At 68.0% G+C, this 15,862-nt stretch carries 15 protein-coding genes and 1 pseudogene; 12 read left to right on the top strand and 4 right to left on the bottom strand.

All coding sequences use genetic code 11. The annotated features are described in order from the left end of the window. Positions 1-30: 30 nt before the first annotated feature. Entirely contained in the window at positions 31-1,335 is a 1,305-nt protein-coding gene (locus ON33_RS35245; protein WP_040863477.1) for a family 1 glycosylhydrolase, read from the bottom strand. 235 nt (positions 1,336-1,570) lie between these two features. Here ON33_RS35245 and ON33_RS42085 point away from each other — a divergent pair, with 235 nt between their 5' ends. The 4 genes and pseudogenes from ON33_RS42085 to ON33_RS40330 all read left to right on the top strand — a co-directional run. After that, entirely contained in the window at positions 1,571-1,861 is a 291-nt protein-coding gene (locus tag ON33_RS42085) for a hypothetical protein (RefSeq protein ID WP_157184908.1), read from the top strand. A gap of 184 nt (positions 1,862-2,045) precedes the next feature. Beyond that, positions 2,046-2,627, top strand: coding sequence for a hypothetical protein (locus ON33_RS38890; RefSeq protein ID WP_051153359.1), 582 nt, complete (start codon positions 2,046-2,048; stop codon positions 2,625-2,627). 419 nt (positions 2,628-3,046) lie between these two features. Next, positions 3,047-3,292, top strand: coding sequence for a three-helix bundle dimerization domain-containing protein (locus ON33_RS35230; protein ID WP_063711151.1), 246 nt, complete (start codon positions 3,047-3,049; stop codon positions 3,290-3,292). Between the two features lie 170 nt (positions 3,293-3,462). Continuing rightward, positions 3,463-3,751 (top strand): annotated as a pseudogene (locus ON33_RS40330) (hypothetical protein); the annotation flags it as partial. Here ON33_RS40330 and ON33_RS35225 read toward each other — a convergent pair. After that, on the bottom strand, positions 3,745-4,533 hold the full coding sequence (locus ON33_RS35225; RefSeq protein ID WP_040863537.1) for an SDR family NAD(P)-dependent oxidoreductase: 789 nt from the start codon (positions 4,531-4,533) through the stop codon (positions 3,745-3,747). The pseudogene ON33_RS40330 and the gene ON33_RS35225 sit on opposite strands and share 7 nt — an antisense overlap. Before the next feature lie 131 nt (positions 4,534-4,664). On the opposite strand from ON33_RS35225, the gene ON33_RS35220 reads away from it, so the two are divergent. The 3 genes from ON33_RS35220 (at position 4,665) to ON33_RS35210 (ending at position 7,980) form a co-directional block, all read left to right on the top strand. Beyond that, positions 4,665-5,255 (top strand): TetR/AcrR family transcriptional regulator, encoded by a 591-nt coding sequence (locus ON33_RS35220; RefSeq protein ID WP_040863475.1) that lies wholly within the window; start codon positions 4,665-4,667, stop codon positions 5,253-5,255. Between the two features lie 83 nt (positions 5,256-5,338). Further along, positions 5,339-6,538 carry a cytochrome P450 gene (locus ON33_RS35215; protein WP_040863474.1) on the top strand — a complete coding sequence of 400 codons (1,200 nt, stop codon included), beginning with the start codon at positions 5,339-5,341 and terminating at the stop codon, positions 6,536-6,538. A gap of 155 nt (positions 6,539-6,693) precedes the next feature. Continuing rightward, positions 6,694-7,980 carry a PucR family transcriptional regulator gene (locus tag ON33_RS35210; protein WP_040863473.1) on the top strand — a complete coding sequence of 429 codons (1,287 nt, stop codon included), beginning with the start codon at positions 6,694-6,696 and terminating at the stop codon, positions 7,978-7,980. Here the strand turns inward: ON33_RS35210 and ON33_RS35205 are convergent. Further along, positions 7,941-9,005, bottom strand: coding sequence for an alpha/beta hydrolase (locus ON33_RS35205; protein WP_245551093.1), 1,065 nt, complete (start codon positions 9,003-9,005; stop codon positions 7,941-7,943). The genes ON33_RS35210 and ON33_RS35205 overlap by 40 nt on opposite strands. A 223-nt stretch (positions 9,006-9,228) precedes the next feature. On the opposite strand from ON33_RS35205, the gene ON33_RS35200 reads away from it, so the two are divergent. The 4 genes from ON33_RS35200 to ON33_RS35185 are packed head-to-tail and all read left to right on the top strand — an operon-like array spanning position 9,229 to position 14,847. Continuing rightward, on the top strand, positions 9,229-10,653 hold the full coding sequence (locus ON33_RS35200) for a condensation domain-containing protein (protein ID WP_040863472.1): 1,425 nt from the start codon (positions 9,229-9,231) through the stop codon (positions 10,651-10,653). Then, positions 10,650-12,278, top strand: coding sequence for an MFS transporter (locus ON33_RS35195; RefSeq protein WP_040863471.1), 1,629 nt, complete (start codon positions 10,650-10,652; stop codon positions 12,276-12,278). The genes ON33_RS35200 and ON33_RS35195 overlap by 4 nt, the downstream gene beginning before the upstream one ends. Further along, positions 12,275-13,930: a glycosyltransferase family 39 protein gene (locus ON33_RS35190; protein ID WP_083869545.1), complete on the top strand. Its 1,656-nt coding sequence runs from the start codon at positions 12,275-12,277 to the stop codon at positions 13,928-13,930. The genes ON33_RS35195 and ON33_RS35190 overlap by 4 nt, the downstream gene beginning before the upstream one ends. Continuing rightward, positions 13,927-14,847: a glucosyl-3-phosphoglycerate synthase gene (locus tag ON33_RS35185; protein WP_040863470.1), complete on the top strand. Its 921-nt coding sequence runs from the start codon at positions 13,927-13,929 to the stop codon at positions 14,845-14,847. The genes ON33_RS35190 and ON33_RS35185 overlap by 4 nt, the downstream gene beginning before the upstream one ends. A gap of 40 nt (positions 14,848-14,887) precedes the next feature. Here the strand turns inward: ON33_RS35185 and ON33_RS35180 are convergent, their stop codons facing one another. Beyond that, on the bottom strand, positions 14,888-15,337 hold the full coding sequence (locus ON33_RS35180) for a MarR family winged helix-turn-helix transcriptional regulator (protein WP_040863469.1): 450 nt from the start codon (positions 15,335-15,337) through the stop codon (positions 14,888-14,890). Between the two features lie 143 nt (positions 15,338-15,480). Between ON33_RS35180 and ON33_RS35175 the strand changes: the two genes are divergently transcribed. Next, positions 15,481-15,849, top strand: coding sequence for a DMT family transporter (locus tag ON33_RS35175; protein WP_040863468.1), 369 nt, complete (start codon positions 15,481-15,483; stop codon positions 15,847-15,849). The last annotated feature ends 13 nt before the right edge of the window (positions 15,850-15,862 follow it).

Below are 15,862 nucleotides of genomic sequence, written 5' to 3'. Positions count from 1 at the left end.
GCCCGCCGCCGTTCCGGCACCGCGGGCTGATCAGCGGCCCGCGACGGTGACCGGGTCGAGGCAGCTGGAGGGGAGGTCCTGGATGGAGCACAGGGCCGGGGCACGGGTGGGGAGGTAGTCGGCGGGGACGCCGCCGGAGGTGGCGATGTCGCGGTAGGCGCCGACGGCGTCGGTGGGGTGGCGCGTCAGCGACGGGTCGGTGGTGACGTCGACGGTGTAGAGGCCGAAACGGGGTGAGTAGCTGCCCCATTCGTAGTTGTCGGTGATGCTCCAGTAGTTGTAGCCGATGACATTCATGCCGTCGGCTATCGCGCGCTGGACCCAGTAGACGGTGTCGCGGAGGTCGTCCGCGCGGGTCATGCCGTCGGTGGTGGGTGAGCCGTTGTCGGAGGGCATGCCGTTCTCGACGATGTAGAGGGGGCGGCCCGGGAACTTCTGCGCGTAGCGGCGCAGGACGTAGTAGATGCCGTCGGGTTCGAGGACGAGGCTCGACGGCTGATTGGTCAGCTGGGCAGCCAGATTCGGCGGATTGGAGAGGGATCCGCCGTAGTAGTAGTCGATTCCGATGTAGTCGAGCTTGTCGGCGACCCGGTCGACGAACGACGCGTCGGACTGCGCCGCACCGATGTCGGAGTAGGCGATATTGCTGGTGACCATCGCGCCGGGCTGCCGGACATGGATGTAGTCGTAGATCGAGCGATGCGCGGCGACCATCCGATCGATCATGGGCGTGACATCGAGCGTGCCGAGATCGCCGATCTGCTGCTCTTTTCCGGTATAGGCGAGCGGCTCGTTGAAGGTGACCCACAGCGGATCGAGCTGCGAATAACGGTCCACCACCGCACGGGCCTCGGTCAGCCAGTCGTCGACCATGCCCGGATTGCGCCAGCCGCCGCGATCGACCTCCCAGCCCGGGAACACCCAGTGGTCCAGGGTGATCATCGGCCGCATTCCGGCCGCGCGAATCCGTCCGATCATGGCGTCATAGAACGAGAAATCCCATTCGCCCGGATTCGTTTGCACCCGCGCCCATTCCACGCTGACCCGATAGACACCGACTCCGAGATCGGCGGCATGTTGAATGTCCTCGTCGTAGCGATGCAGAAAATCGACCGAATTGCGGTAGTTCTCGGCGCGACCGGATCCGGCGTACCGGCTCCAATTGCTGTCCGGCGCAAAGCCTTCGCTCTGAAAACCGGAGCTCGACACGCCCCAGAGGAAATCGCCGCCGACCGGCGGTAAACCCGGATCGGCGGCAGCGGCGCCGGGCGTGGTCACCATGCACCAGGCGGTCAGAACGGTACATGCCAGCGTGAACAGCGCACGTTGTCCCATCGGATCGAGGGTACCTGGCGGAGAACCGGTCCCGAGGCACTCTCACCGGATCGAATGCCTCCGGCATGCGTCACGTTCCTGTCTGCGCCAGCAGCATTCCGATCAGCCCGATCTGCTGCCCCTTGGGAACTGCTCATGTCGCGAGCGGTTTGTTCGACGATGCCACTGACGAGTAGCCGGTCGGCATCCTCGGCCATCGCGAAGCCACCGTAGTGGTGCCGATGCGGTCGATGGGGTGGTCGGTGTTCTCCAGCAGGTGCTGGGCGCGGCGGATGCGGGTGCGGAGGAGCCATTGGAGTGGGGTGGTGCCGAGTTGGTCGCGGAAGCGGTGCAGTTGGACGCGATGCGGGTGCCGCGGTCGGCCACGGCGCGCGGCGCCGCCTCCGACGGCGGACCCGGCATCCTCCGAGCAACCGGGAACTATCACGGTGTCGGCGGTCACGAGGGCCTCGAGCCCGAATCGCGGTCGCATGACGAAGGTCCCGGTATCGATCTCGGCGGCCGGACCCCCTCAAGAAAACCCTGACCCCCACGCCCACAACAACTTCCACCCTGACAGACGCTTCCAGCACAATCCACCTGGCCATACTGACCGGCATCTTCAACCTCCCGGTCCCGCGTCACCATCCTCATGGTCATCCGCCCCGGCTCCACCATCTGAGCCTGACCGTCATCCCCACCAGAACCGTTGCGGCGAATACGATTCGACGGTGCTTCTTCAGTTACTCGGCACGCTCAGCGGTGTCGTCATCGGCGGCGGGATCACCTTCCTCGCGTCGTATGTCAACGAACGATCCAAGTGGAATCGCACCCAGGCCGCGCGGTGGGACGAGCGTCGGCTGCAGGTCTATTCGGAGTATCTGATCGTCACCAGGAAGATGCACTCTCTCGCCGGACAGTTGGTCGGATTGCGCAGTGGCGAAGTGGATCCCGATGTCTCCTCGCTGGAGGACGGCCTCACTCAGCTCGCCGACCTGGAGCGGGAGCGCATCCAGCGGTGGCAGGAAGTTCAGCTGCTGGGTAGCCCGTCCGCGGTCGCCCTCGGCGACGAACTCAATAGATACACATGGACTTTCGAGTGGTTCGCGCAGGGCAAGCTGACCGATTCCGACGACTGGCGACTCATCAATCGCGATGCCTACCACTTGCGCAAGGACTTCGCTACCGCCGCGCGCGGCGACCTGGGCATCGCGGCCACCGCACTCTCAGTGCCCGCGTGGGTCAACGCATGGACTCCTCGCGAACACCTGGCGGAGGTCCGCGAACGCGCCCGGCCGCTCCCGACCCGATAAGGCTCCGCCGGGCGAAAGGTCTTGGCAGACAGGGGTGCAACAGCTATCGTTTGGTTACCGCGTGATCAAGCGTCCACATGTCGGGCGGGGGTCGCTGCGGGGTGGCTGGGTGGCCGGGTGGGCAAACGGAGTGCGCTGGGCGGATCGAATGGCGGGGGGTGCCGCGGTTCGAATGATGTTGTTGCAAATGCAATTTCATTTGTATTTTGCATCTGTGAGCTGGGCGGACTTGGTGTGCCTAGTGCGGGACAAAATGTGCCAGATAGCGATTCGGGGGAGAAAAGCTCGGCATTTGCCGCAACACTCGAGGGGCACGGTCCGGGGTCAGCGCACCCCGGGCCGTTGTCCACTTCGCTGGCCATCCGTTGGGGCGGGACGGATGGCGGCGCCAACGCGGGTGATGGAGGCGAGCGCACGGTATGACGGAATCCGATGAAGAGCAGCAGATGAGCGACCTTGTCGCGCGGCTGTCCAATCGATTTCCTGATCTGACGGCTCGGGTCGTCGGGGAGGTGGTTCGGGGTATTCATCGGGATTTCGAGGGGCACCGGGTTCGGGAGTTCATCCCGCTGCTGGTGGAGCGAATCGCCGAGCGGCAGTTGAGCCGCCGGGCGTGTTACAGCTCGAGCGTGCGGGTCAGCGGGCACGAGGTCGCACGGCCGTAGTGCCGGCTCCGGCGGGGGGAGTCGGCACTACCCCCTCGGCACTACCCCCTCGGCCCTGCCACGGGGGGTTACCGCCACGAGGTGACTTCGGGCCTGCCTCAGCGGCTTCTCAGCGACGCGCGGGCAGACTCCCCCTCGTCCGGTAACCGACCGCTCGAACAGGGACCCGCATGTCCGCGGCGCAACCGCATACGAACTACAAGCTCCCCCAGGTGACCGCCCTGTTCTGGGTGCTGAAGATCGCGGCGACCACGCTCGGCGAGACCGGTGGCGATCTACTCGCCCAGACTCTTAACCTCGGCTATGCGGCGGCGTCGATATTGTTCCTGGGGTATCTTCGCCGCGAGCCTGGCGGCCCAATTGCGGGCCGGCCGCTTTCATCCCGCCCTGTACTGGCGGGAATCGCCGACAGCTACAACCGAATCCGCACGGTCGCCGAGACCGCGCCGGAGTCACGGCAGGATCGAGTCGACGTAGCCGCCGTCGACGCGGAGAGCTCCGCCGGTGGTCGCCGACGCGAACGGTGAGCTGAGGTAGACCACCATATTGGCGATCTCCTCCGGCTCGATCAGCCGCTGGATCAATGATTGCGGCCGGTGCTTACGCATGAACTCGCGCTGGGCCTGCTCCCAGGGCAGCGACCGGTCCACGAGCTGATAGACGAAGTCCTCGACGCCGCCGGTGTGGGTCGGTCCGGCAATGACCGAATTGACCGTGACCCCGGTCCCGCCTGCGGCCTTGGCGAAACCGCGAGACACCGACAGCAGCGCGGTTTTGGACACTCCGTAGTGGATCATCTCCTCGGGAATGACCACGGCGGAGTCACTGGCGATCTGGATCACCCGCCCCCACCCCCGCTCGATCATGCCCGGCATGTACCCCCGGATCAGCCGCGCGGCCGCCAGCACATTGACCTCGAACATGGCCTGCCACTGCTCATCACTGATGTCGAGCGCGGGCACCGCCCCGAAGATCCCGAGGTTGTTCACCAGAATGTCCACGACGGAAAGCTCGTTCACCAGCCGATTCACACCGGCGGCGGACGCGAGGTCGGCGGTCAGCCCGAAAACGTCCGCGCCGGCCGCGCGCAGTTCGTCCACCGCGCTCTCGACCCGGTCGGGCGTGCGGCCGTTCACCCCGACCCGGGCGCCGCTGCGCGCCAGCCCGGCGGCGATGGCCAGCCCGATCCCCTGCGTGGATCCGGTGACGAGTGCGGTCTTGCCGGTCAGGTCGATATTCACGAGCGCCACTCCTTCACGGTGGTGTGATGGCACAGTGCGCGGCGGTAACTTCCGCCGCGGTCGAGTCTATGGTCGCCGCAGGAGCCGGCGGCGGAGGAGCCGCGCGTCGGCGAGGCGGCATCGGAGGGCGAATGGGTACCGGGAGCGAGTCTGGCGGACGGCAGAAGGATGCCGGCGCCACACGGTCGGCGCTGCTGGCGGCGGCGCGGGAAGTGTTCGCCGAGAAAGGATTCGAGGGCACGACCGTGCGCGAGATCGCGGCGCGGGCCGGCGCGAATCAGGCGCTGCTGTTCCGGTACTTCGGGAACAAGGACGAACTGTTCCGGGCAGTCGTGGCGGATCGGGGCCATCGGGTGCTGTCCGAGGGCCCGGAGGACGAGCTGCTCGGCCGGTTGCTGGCCGGGATGCTGAATACCGCTCCGGAGCAACAGCTTTGGCTGCAGGCCGCGTTGCGTTCGAGCGGGCACGCGAGCGGTGTGTCGGTGATCCGGCGGGAGCTGGACGGGCGCTACGTCCGGGCGCTGACCGAACTCGGTGACGGCCCGGACGCCGAGCTGCGCGCCGACCTGGTGGTGGCCTGGTTGCTGGGGATCGGCCTGCTGCGGTCGGTCTATCACTGGGAGCCGTTGGCGAGCGCCGATCCCGGCGTGGTGGCCGATCATGTCCTGCGTGCCGCGCGAGTCCTGCTGGACCGGGTGAGCACGAATTTCCCTCCGTCATAACGGAAATCGAGCGTTGACGGTTCGGTGACGCACTCCTACGATCGACCGCTGTAAGCATTTGCTTACAGCGGAAGGAGTTTCGCGTGACCACACCTACCGAAGTCCGCCACTATCCGTTCGGCGATCCGGTCCGGCTCGATCCGCACCCGACAGCGCTGAAAATGCTACGCGAGGAACCGATTTCCCGTGTCCGGCTGCCGTACGGCGGTGAGGCCTGGCTCGTCACCCGCTACGCGGACGTGCGCTCGGTGCTGAGCGATCCCCGCTTCGGCCGCGCCGCCACGGTCGGCCGGGATGATGTGCCGCGAGTCCGCGAGACGCCGGCCATGCCGAACATTCCGATGAGCATGGACCCGCCGGAGCTGACCAGGCTCCGCAAGCTGACCATGACCGCGTTCACCACCCACCGCGTGCAGGATCTGCGCCCGCGCGCCGAGGAGCTCGTCGACGGCATGCTGACGGCCATGGCCGAGGCCGGCTCGCCCGCCGACCTGGTGTCGGCGCTGGCGCTCCCGGTGCCGGTCACCATCATCTGCGAAATGCTCGGTGTGCCACCACGGGACCAGCATCGCTTCCGCGACTTCTCGGACGCGATCATGTCCACGACCGCCGTCCCCGAAGAGCAGCGCATGGCCGCGTTCGCCGCCGTCACCGAGTATCTGACCGAGCAGGTCGCCGAGCGCCGGGTGCACCCCGCCGATGATCTGCTCGGCGCGCTGGTGGCGGCCCGCGACGACGAGGACCGGCTCACCGAGGACGAGCTGATCATGCTCGGCATGACCCTGCTGGTCGCCGGTCACGAGACCACGGCCAATCAGATCGCCAATTTCGTCTACATCCTGCTCACCCAGGGCGAATGGGAGCGGCTGCGCGACGATCCGGACCTGGTTCCGCCCGCCGTCGAGGAACTGCTCCGCTACATCCAGCTCGGCAATGGCGGCGCGTTCCCGCGCATCGCCCTCGAGGATGTCATGTTGTCCGGCACCAGGATTCGCGCGGGCGAGGCCGTCTTCGTGGATCTGGCCACCGCGAACCGCGACGAGACGGTCTTCCCGGATCCCGACACCATGGACCTGGCCCGGCACCACAACTCGCACCTGGCCTTCGGCCACGGCTTTCATCACTGCGTGGGCGCGCAGCTGGCCCGCCTCGAATTGCAGGTGACGCTGGCCGCCCTGCTCCGCCGCTTCCCGAACCTGCGCCTGGCGATTCCCGCGGACGAGGTGGAGTGGAAGCAGGGCATGCTGCTCCGCGGCCCGAAGGCACTCCCCGTCGCCTGGTGACCGACGACCCACTCCGACCTGGGCTGTTGTGACACCTAACAGTCTGGGCCGGGTCAAGTTTGCCGATTATTCACAGAACGAGTGCCCGGACAGGCTGTCGGGGTGGTCGGTAGCTTCGGGATCGGGAAGCAGGGGGGTGCAAGGGAGATGAGCCGATGTCGATGATCGATTCACCGCGTACCGGCCTGACCATGTCGGGCATGCCCCTGTCCTCGGCCCTGCGTGATGTCCGTGAGCTGTCGCGGCACATGGTGGGGCATTTCGTGGAGACCGTGGTCCCGTGCGGGACGCTGCCGGGCGACGCGCTACGCGGGGATGTCACCACCATCACCCGCACCTGCCTCGAACTCGCGGTCAGCATGCTCGACGGACGCGACATCCCGGAGAAGACCAAGCGGCTGGAGGACGCGGCCGCGCAGTGGGCCCGGGAGGGCATCCCGATCGATACCATCCATCACGCGATCCACGAGGGTTTCAAGATCGGGCTGGAACTCGTGATGGCCAAGTCGACCACCAGGTACACGAAGGCGGACGCGACCATGTCCGCGCTGACCGCGTCGGACTTCCACACCATGGTCGACGGCGCGAAACTGGTGGTGGAGTTGCTGGATCGGATGACCGCGGCCGTGTCCGTCGCGTATGTGCGGGAGCTGCGCGCGGTGATCAGCGAGCACCACACCGCGGTGCACACCCTGACCTCGGCGCTGCTCGGCGGCCACAGCACCTCCACCATGGCCCGCGAGTGCGGCATCGAGATCGCGGAATCGTATCGGGTGCTGGCGGTTTCGATTCCGCCGCATCCGGACGAGAAGAACCGCGCACTCGACTCCCAGGTGGTCGCGCGCCGCAAACTGCGCCGGACGCAGGCCGAGCTGGCGACCCGCTACCCGGACAAGGTGCTGTCGCTGCTGAGTGTCGACGGCGGCACCATCCTGATCCCGAAACACGGGCTGCCCGACGACGAACTCGACGAATTCGTCGTCAATCTCTCCAAGGCCGCGCAGGTCCCGATCACCGCCGCGGTCACTCAGGCCGCGCCGCAGCAGATTCCGGCCGCGACCGAGCAGGCGCACGAGCTGCTCGACATGGTGCAGCGCCTGCAGCTGGTGCGCGGGCTGTACCGCTTCGACGATCTCTCGCTCGAATACCAGCTCACCCGGCCCGGTCCCGGCCGTGATCATCTCGGGACGCTGCTGGATCCGCTGGACGAGTATCCCGAGCTGCTGCAGACGCTGCAGTTGCACATCAGCAACAACCTGAACCGCCAGCGCACCGCGCGAACCCTGCACGTGCACACCAATACCGTCGACTACCGGCTCAAACGAATCGGCCAGCTCACCGGATTCGATCCGACCCACACCTCGGGGGTCTGGTATCTGCGCTCGGCCCTGGTGGCGCGCACCTATCGGAGCACGCGGTCGAACAGCGTCCACGAATTGTGAAGATCCTCCTGCCAGTAACCCCAGGAATGGGTGCCGACCGGCCGTAGATCGAAGGTGGCGGGCACCCGCAACGCGGCTAACCGGTCGCGGAGGGCGAGCGCGCACTGATCGGCCACGGCCTCCAGGACTCCACCGGATGTCAACTGCGCCAACAACTTCAGCGCATTGCCCTGGATGCCGGGTCCGTCGAGGGTGTCGAGGGCGCCCGGGATCCCGGTCCCGGCGGAGACGTAGATCGCGGTGCCGCGCAGGCGATCCGCGTGCAGGTACGGGTCGGTGGCGCTCCATTGCGGATCGCCGGGCGGGCCCCACATATTCGCGACATTGCCTGCCCAGCGCGTGACCACGGCGGTGACGAAGGCCTGCCCCTGCGGATCGCTGGTGCGCGCGCAGCCGCTGTACGAGCCGATCGCCTTGTAGAGGCCCGGTGCGGCCAGGGCCAGTTGGAAGACCGAGGTGCCGGCCATCGAAATCCCGGCTATGGCATTGGCGCCCGTGCCGCGTAGCGCCGAATCGACGATGGGGGGTAGTTCGGCGGTCAGGAACGTGGTCCAGCGCTGCCGGCCGAGTACCGGGTCGTCGGCGCGCCAGTCGGTGAAGTAGCTGCCACGCCCGCCCAGCGGGATCACGACGGTGACCTGCTTGCCCGCGAAGAAGTCCGCCACATCGGTCTGCTCGAACCAGCTGCTCGCATCGACTCCGCCATTGGCGCCATTGAGCAGATACAGCACCGGGGCGGGCGCCGAACCATCCGGTGCGCGAAGCACTTTCAGTGCGATATCGGCGTTCATCGCCGCCGAGTGCACCCGAAGATCGAGCATGCGACCGCCTGCCTCGGTGGCGTCGACGAGTCGAGATCCGTCCACGGCGGAGACCGCCTTCGCGAGCACCTCCGGCACCGCGATCGGCCCCGCCGGCTCCGCCGTGGCGATGCTCGGCAGCAGCAGGGCCGACGCCACCGTCAGCAGCAGCCGGCGCAGGCGGATTTGTCTTCGGCGCGTCCGCCGCACAGGATGGTCTCTCACGTGTCTCCCCGGCTCGTCCGTCCTTGTGACCGGCCACGGTAGGAGTGAACTCGGCTGAGCGGCAATGCCTTTGGATAACCTGTGACGTCGCGGCAGCCGGACGGCCGGCCGATTGGCACTGTTCACAATATTCCGCGATCTCCGCAGCCAGGGGTGGGCGGGATGTCGTTGACTGCGCTGCGACATCAGTTCTCGGGATTTCCCGCTGCGAATCGAGGCACCCGTGGTCGACTTCGGCTTCATCGACGATTGGCATCCGGCGCCGGGCCGGGTCACCGGCTGGACGCTCGCCCCGGAGTCGCACGCGGCCATGCTCGCCGCCCCACCCCATCCGGCCCCGCCCTCGTACCAGCAGGAGCAGTATCTGCGGGCGACGCTGCGCAATATCGATGCGGGGGTGCGCGCCTCGCGGTTGACCATGATCTCCTTCGAGATTCCGGGCCGCCCGGACCTGGCCGCCATGGCGCGCACGGTCGCCCGATTTCTGCGCCGGCACGACACCTTCGCCAGCTGGTTCACCCACGAACCCTGTGGTTCCGTGGTGCGGCGGACCGTGGCGCCCGAGATGATCACCGTGACCACCCAGGACTACCGGCACTTCGAGTCCAGCGCCGACATTCGCGAGCATGTGCAGTCACTGGTCCCGAATGCGTTGCACTGGGACTGCTTCGGGTTCGGCGTGATCGAGCACGAGGACTCCTACACCGTGTTCGCGGCCATCGATCACCTGCACACCGACGGCGTCGCGCAAGCCCTGACCTGCACGGAACTGATCATGATCTACGGCAGTGAACTGTCCGGCGGCGCTGCGGAACTCCCGCCCGCCGGTAGTCACATCGCCTACTGCGGGCGGGAGCGGGCCGTCAACACCGCGCTGCGGGCGGGCTCCCGCCCCGTCCGGATGTGGACGAAACTGTTGCAGCGCAACGGCGGTGTCATGCCGGCACTGCCGGTGGATCTGGGCGCCGATGCCGGGCCGGGCTTCCGGCAGGGCGCACAGATCACCATTCCCCTGTTCGACGCGGACACCGCGGCCCGGTTCGAGCAGGCGTGCACCGAGCACGGCGGGCGTTTCCTCGGCGGCCTGTTCGCGGTCCTCGCGCTGACCGAACTCGAATTGGCCGGGCGCGATTGGTATTTCGTGCTCACACCGGTCAATACGCGGACGACCGCCCAGGAGAACGCGTCGATCGGCTGGTACACCAACCTCGTCCCGGTCGCCTTCGACCTGGACCCCGACGACAGCTTCACCACCCTGGTGGCCGCGGCACAGTTGGCGGGTGACGCCGCCAAGGAACTGACCGATATCTCGCCACATCGGGTGCTCGAACTCGCCACCCCCGATCAGGGCGTCCGCGCCGAACCCGGCTGGGCGGCGACCATGATGTCCTACGTCGACGTGCGCAAGATCCCCGGCGTCGAGATGTTCGACAAGATCAAGGGCGGCATGTTCGGGAACCGGGCGGCCGCCGGCGCGGTCTACCTGTGGGTCAACCGATTCCCCGACGTGACCACGCTCAGCCTGCTCTTCCCCGACACCCCCGAGGCGCACGCCTCGATCGATCACTATATCAAGACGCTGACCTCGATCACCTCGGCCGTGGCCGCGGACGGCGACTACCGTGTCCGGGCCGACATCCGGCGATGATCACCCCGATTTCGGCCGACGGCAACGACGCCCCGGCCGTCCCCGCCCGCGCGGCCTGGGGAGCCTTCGCGGCGTGCCTGATCGCGGTCTTCCTGCAGATGCTGGACCTGACCATCGTCAATACGGCACTGCCGGTCCTGGGCCGCGACCTCGCCGCTCCGGGCTCGGCGCAGCTGCTGGTCGTGGCCGGGTACAGCCTGGCCTTCGCGTGCAGCCTGCCGGTGGCCGCGCGGCTCGGCGATATCCACGGTCGGCGCACGCTCTTCCTGGTTTCGATGGCCGGATTCGTCGCCGCGTCGCTGTGGTGCGGCGCCGCAGATCAGGCCGTGACGCTGATCGGCGGGCGGCTCGTGCAGGGGGTGGCGGCGGCTGGGATGGCCGCGCAAACCGTGGCCATCGTCAATGCCGGATTCGAGGCCGGGCGTCGGGTGCTGGCCTTCGGAATCTACGGCGCCGTGGCCGGATTGGCGGGGCTGGCGGGTCCGCTGGTGGGTGGGGCGGTGGTGGCGGCCGACCCGTTCGGACTGGGCTGGCACGGCATCTTCCTGCTCAATGTGCCGGTCGGACTGGCGGCTTTCGTCCTGGCGTATCGCTACCTGCATATCGGCGCCGCGGCCGTCCCGTCGCGCGCCGATGTACCGGGGGTGCTGCTGGCGTCCACGGGGTTGTTGCTGGTGTTGTATCCGATCACCGTCGGTCGCGAAAGGGGCTGGCCGCCGCACCTTCTCGCCCTCCTTGCGATTGGCTGCGGGGTGTTGGCGGCCTTCGGGTGGCAGCAGCGGCGGGCCGGGGGCACCGGACTGCTGCGGACCGGGATCTTCGCCGACCGGGCCTTCGCCGTCGGCTCGATCCTGCTGCTGGTCTTCTACGGGATCTTCACCGCCTTCCTGTTCACCGTGTCGGTGGCCGCCCAATCCGGACTCGGTATGACCGCGCTGCAAACTGCGAGACTTATGGCGCCCTTCGCGCTGGGCGCGGTCCCGGCCGCGGTGACCGCGCCGATCCTGGTGGCGCGCATGGGTTCCCGGGCCCTGACGGTCGGCATCGTGCTGTTCGGATTGTCGCTGGCGATGATCGCGACCTCGCTCGATCCGGCCCGGGCCGGCATCGACACGCGGATGCTGAGCGGGCCGGTGTTCCTGGCCGGCGCGGGGATGGGGTGGTTCGCCACACCGCTGCCGGCCCTCATGACCGCCCGGGTGACGGCGGCGGAGACCGGGTCGGCCTCGGGTCTGTTGCCGACGATTCAACAACTGGGCAGTGCCATCGGAGCCGCGGCGCTGGGCACCTTGTTCTTCGCGCGGATCGGCAGCGGATCGGGTGTCGCGCAAGGGAAAGGCGCTCTGGCGCAGGCACTTACCCGGCAGGGTATGCCCTCGGATCAGCGCGCCGTGGTGGTCGAGCGGTTCGGCGACTGCGCGCACGCCGCGCTGTCTTCCGCCACTCCGGCGCTGGACGCGACGACCTGCGCGGCGACGGACCCCACGGCCGCCGCCACATCGATGACGCTGGCGCACACCTACATTGCGGCGTGCGGCACCGTGCTGCTGACCGTGGCCGGAATCGCCCTCGCTCTCGGGGCTCTGACCCTGGCGATGCCCCGGGATCTCGGGAATGCGGCATGACTTCGTCGGACAAGCTGCGTCCCGGTAGTTCTCGCGACACCGATCGGAACCGCCCGCGGGTGACGGACCCGGAAGTCCGCTCCGCCGCCGGCCCGGTCCTCGCGATCATGGCCGTGACCACCCTGTTGTTGCTGGCCAGGTGCGCCCGCTACGACTACTTCGGCGACGAGCTGTACTTCCTGTCAGCCGGGCGGCGGCTCTCCCCCGGGTACGTCGATCAGGGCCCGGTGGTGCCGCTGCTGGCACGGACGGCAGACCTGATCGCACCGAATTCGCTTCTTGCGCTGCGCATCCCGTCAATTCTTGCGGGTGCCGCGGCCATCGCGGTGACCGCGGCGACGGCACGGGAGTTGGGCGGCGGCCGGACCGCGCAGGCGCTCGCGGCGCTCGCCTACGCCGGCTGTCCGTTCCTGATCACCCAGACCGCGACACTGTCGACCTTCGCGTTCGACTCCACGCTGTCGGCGACGGCGGTGTGGCTACTGATCCGCTGGACCGCTCATCCGGAATCACGGTGGGGCGCGGGCTCTCCAGCAGATCGTCAGCGCAGCATGGGATGGTGGGGACATCGCGACCGCCTGCTGGTCTCGGCGGCGCTGGTCGTCGCGGTCGACCTCCAGGTCAAGCTCCTGTCCGTGGTACTGCTCACCGGGCTCGGCATCGGCGTCCTGGTCGCGGGGCCCCGATCGATGCTGCGCCGCCCCGCCCTGTGGGCGGGTTCGAGCCTCGTGATCGTCTCGGCGGCCCCGCTGCTGTGGTGGCAGTTCGACCACGGCTGGCCCCAGCTGGCCATGGGGGCCGTGGTCGATCAGGAGCAGCGCGCGGCCACGGGAGGCGTCGGAGGACTGCCCATCCAGTTCGCGCTGCTGGCGGGATTGCTCGGTGTTCCCCTGGCGCTCATCGGATTCTGGACGCTGTCGACCGCGCCGATCCGGAGGCCCTATCGCTTCGTGGCGATCGCCGCCGCGACCGACCTCGTGTTCGTTCTCGTGGTGGACGGCCGCCCCTACTACCTGGCGGGGTTCCTTCCGGTGCTGTTCGCGGCGGGCACGACGCAGGTCTGCTCATCGATGCGCCGGATCCGCTCGAGCGCGCCCGGCGCGGTACTCGTGGGGCTCACAGCGCTGACGACAGTCCTGGCGATCGCCATCATCTGCGTCCTGCCGCTGCCTGCCTCACGGCTGCACGACCCCACCGAATCCCGGACCGAACTGTCCACGCGCATGCGGTTGTTCGGGACCACCGGCTGGACCCACCTGGCCGCCGCCGTCATCACGGCCTATGGCGAGATCCCGACCGAGCGGCGTGAGCACACCGTCGTCATCACCCAAAACTATTGGCAGGCAGCCGCTCTGGAAAATCTCGCGACGCCGACGCTGCCGGTCTACAGCCCCAACCGAGGCTTCGCCATGTTCGGCATTCCCTCCGACACCGCCACCACCGCGCTGTACGTGACCACCGGTTCCGCCGAAGCCTCACTGCGCCGGTCTTTTTCCGATGTCACACCGCTCATCCATCTCGATGACCGGCTCGGTTTCCCGGGCATCGACCGCGGTGTGACCGTCTGGCGCTGCGACCGCCCCCTACGCCCCTGGCCCACCCTGTGGGCCGAGGTGACCACCTATGTCTTCGATGACAGGAGCCTGCCATGACCCCGCCCGCCGTCGACCTTCTCCGATTCGAACGCCATTGGACGGTCCCCGAACTCGTCCGGAACAAACGCGACCGCCGGGTGTCGGTCGTGCTGCCCGCGCTGAACGAGGAGAACACCATCGCCGGTGTGATCGAGTCGATCCGGCCGCTGGTCGGCGGGCTCGTCGACCAGTTGCTCGTCATCGATTCCGGATCCACCGACCGCACCCGGGAACGCGCTCGCGACGCGGGTTCGATCGTGTACACCCGGGAGGAAGCGCTCCCCGAGCTGCCGCCGCGCCCCGGCAAGGGCGAGGTGTTGTGGCGCTCGCTGGCGGTGGCCGCGGGCGACCTGATCGTCTTCGTCGATTCCGACCTGGTCGCCCCCAGCCCGATGATCGTGCCGACCCTGCTCGCCCCGCTGCTCTTCGACGACGAGCTGCGGCTGATCAAGGGCTGCTACCGCCGCCCGTTGCGCACCGGCGCGACCTACGACCTCGACGGCGGCGGCCGCGTCACTCAGCTGGTGGCCCGCCCGCTACTGGCCGCGCTGGCGCCGCCGCTGGCCGAACTCGCGCAGCCGCTCGGCGGCGAGTACGCCGCCACCCGCGACCTGCTCACTACCATCCCCTTCGCCCCCGGCTACGGCGTCGAGATCGGCATACTCCTCGACTGCTGGCAGCGTCACGGCCCGCGCGCGCTCGCCGAGGTGGACCTGGGTATCCGCGTCCACCGCAACCGCCCGACCCACGAACTGGCCGCCATGAGCCGCCAGGTGATCGCAACCCTGTTGCAGCGCTTGGGAATCCCCGACTCCGGCGCTCCCCTCCCCCAGTTCGCCCTCGACGGCTCCACCTGGCAGCGGACCGTCAGCGAAATCGGCCCGGCCGACCGGCCCCCGATGTCGGACCAGCTCGTCGGATCCTTGCTGACCTGACCACGACCGCCACCGCGCCGACACCTCCCGCGGCGATCGGTCAGGCGACCTCGCGGGCGGTGGTCAGGATGGCGGCGATGGCCGGGTCGGTGGCGGCGATCTCGTCGAGGGCGGCGGTGAGGGTTTCCTCGTAGGTGGTGCGGGCCTCGCGGTAGCGGGTGCGGCCGGGGTCCGCGAGGACGGTGTAGACGCCGCGCTTGTCGTCCGGGCAGAGGTCGCGATAGGTGAAGTCGGCGGCATTGAGGCGGCCGACCAGACGGGTGACGGAACTCTGGTTCAGGCCGAGTTTGTCGGCGAGTTCCTGCATGCGCAGTTCGCTGTCGGGGGCCTGGTCGAGGAAGCTCAGGGCCCGGTATTCCGACAGACCCAGGCCGTGGCGGCGCTGCAGGGCGGTCGCGAGGCGGTTCTCGACCTGGCTGTGCAGGATCAGCATCCGATTCCAAAGCTGTGCGTCCGCACCGATTTTCGCGGCTTCGCCCTGCGACGACATCGATCAACTCCTTGAACTGGCGGGTGGCCGGCGCCGCGGCCGGGCGCGGACTTGACACAACCTTACTTGTACATGCATGCTCTTCAACGCAAGCTTAGTACTTGCACATACATACAACTACAGAACCAAGGAGTGCGATTCCCATGGCCTGGGTCTACCTGCTCATCGCGTCGGTGTTCGAAATCGTCTTCGCCCTGGCGACCAATGCCACGCACGGATTCACCCTGCTCGGCCCGTCGCTGCTCACCGCCGCCGCGGCAGCGGGCGGCATCTTCTTTCTCAGTCTCGCGCTGAAATCCCTCGATGTGGGTGTCGGCTACACCGTATGGACCGGGATCGGGTCGGTCGGCACCGTCATCTTCGGCGCGGTGGTGTTCGGCGAGGCCTTCACGCCGGCGAAGGTGCTGGCGTTCACGCTGATCATCGGCGGCGTCCTCGGATTGAAGATGGCCGACAAGCTCGCCGCCAAGTCCGACGAGCAACCCGCGGACCACGCCTCCGCCGCCGCCTGACCACCCCGTTCCA

Source organism: Nocardia niigatensis NBRC 100131 (assembly GCF_000308655.1).
GTDB classification, from domain to species: Bacteria; Actinomycetota; Actinomycetes; order Mycobacteriales; family Mycobacteriaceae; genus Nocardia; species Nocardia niigatensis.
The sequence above is the reverse complement of the archived record's forward strand: the minus strand, read 5'-3'. Positions and strand labels throughout refer to the sequence as shown.

Bases quoted from the DNA above. Each gene is read 5' to 3' on its own strand.
- ON33_RS35210 (WP_040863473.1), top strand. From the start codon at position 6,694: ATGTCGATGATCGATTCACCGCGTACCGGCCTGACCATGTCGGGCATG.
- ON33_RS35230 (WP_063711151.1), top strand. From the start codon at position 3,047: ATGACGGAATCCGATGAAGAGCAGCAGATGAGCGACCTTGTCGCGCGG.
- ON33_RS35245 (WP_040863477.1), bottom strand. From the start codon at position 1,335: ATGGGACAACGTGCGCTGTTCACGCTGGCATGTACCGTTCTGACCGCC.
- ON33_RS35180 (WP_040863469.1), bottom strand. From the start codon at position 15,337: ATGTCGTCGCAGGGCGAAGCCGCGAAAATCGGTGCGGACGCACAGCTT.
- ON33_RS35195 (WP_040863471.1), top strand. From the start codon at position 10,650: ATGATCACCCCGATTTCGGCCGACGGCAACGACGCCCCGGCCGTCCCC.
- ON33_RS35175 (WP_040863468.1), top strand. From the start codon at position 15,481: ATGGCCTGGGTCTACCTGCTCATCGCGTCGGTGTTCGAAATCGTCTTC.
- ON33_RS35185 (WP_040863470.1), top strand. From the start codon at position 13,927: ATGACCCCGCCCGCCGTCGACCTTCTCCGATTCGAACGCCATTGGACG.
- ON33_RS35190 (WP_083869545.1), top strand. From the start codon at position 12,275: ATGACTTCGTCGGACAAGCTGCGTCCCGGTAGTTCTCGCGACACCGAT.
- ON33_RS35220 (WP_040863475.1), top strand. From the start codon at position 4,665: ATGGGTACCGGGAGCGAGTCTGGCGGACGGCAGAAGGATGCCGGCGCC.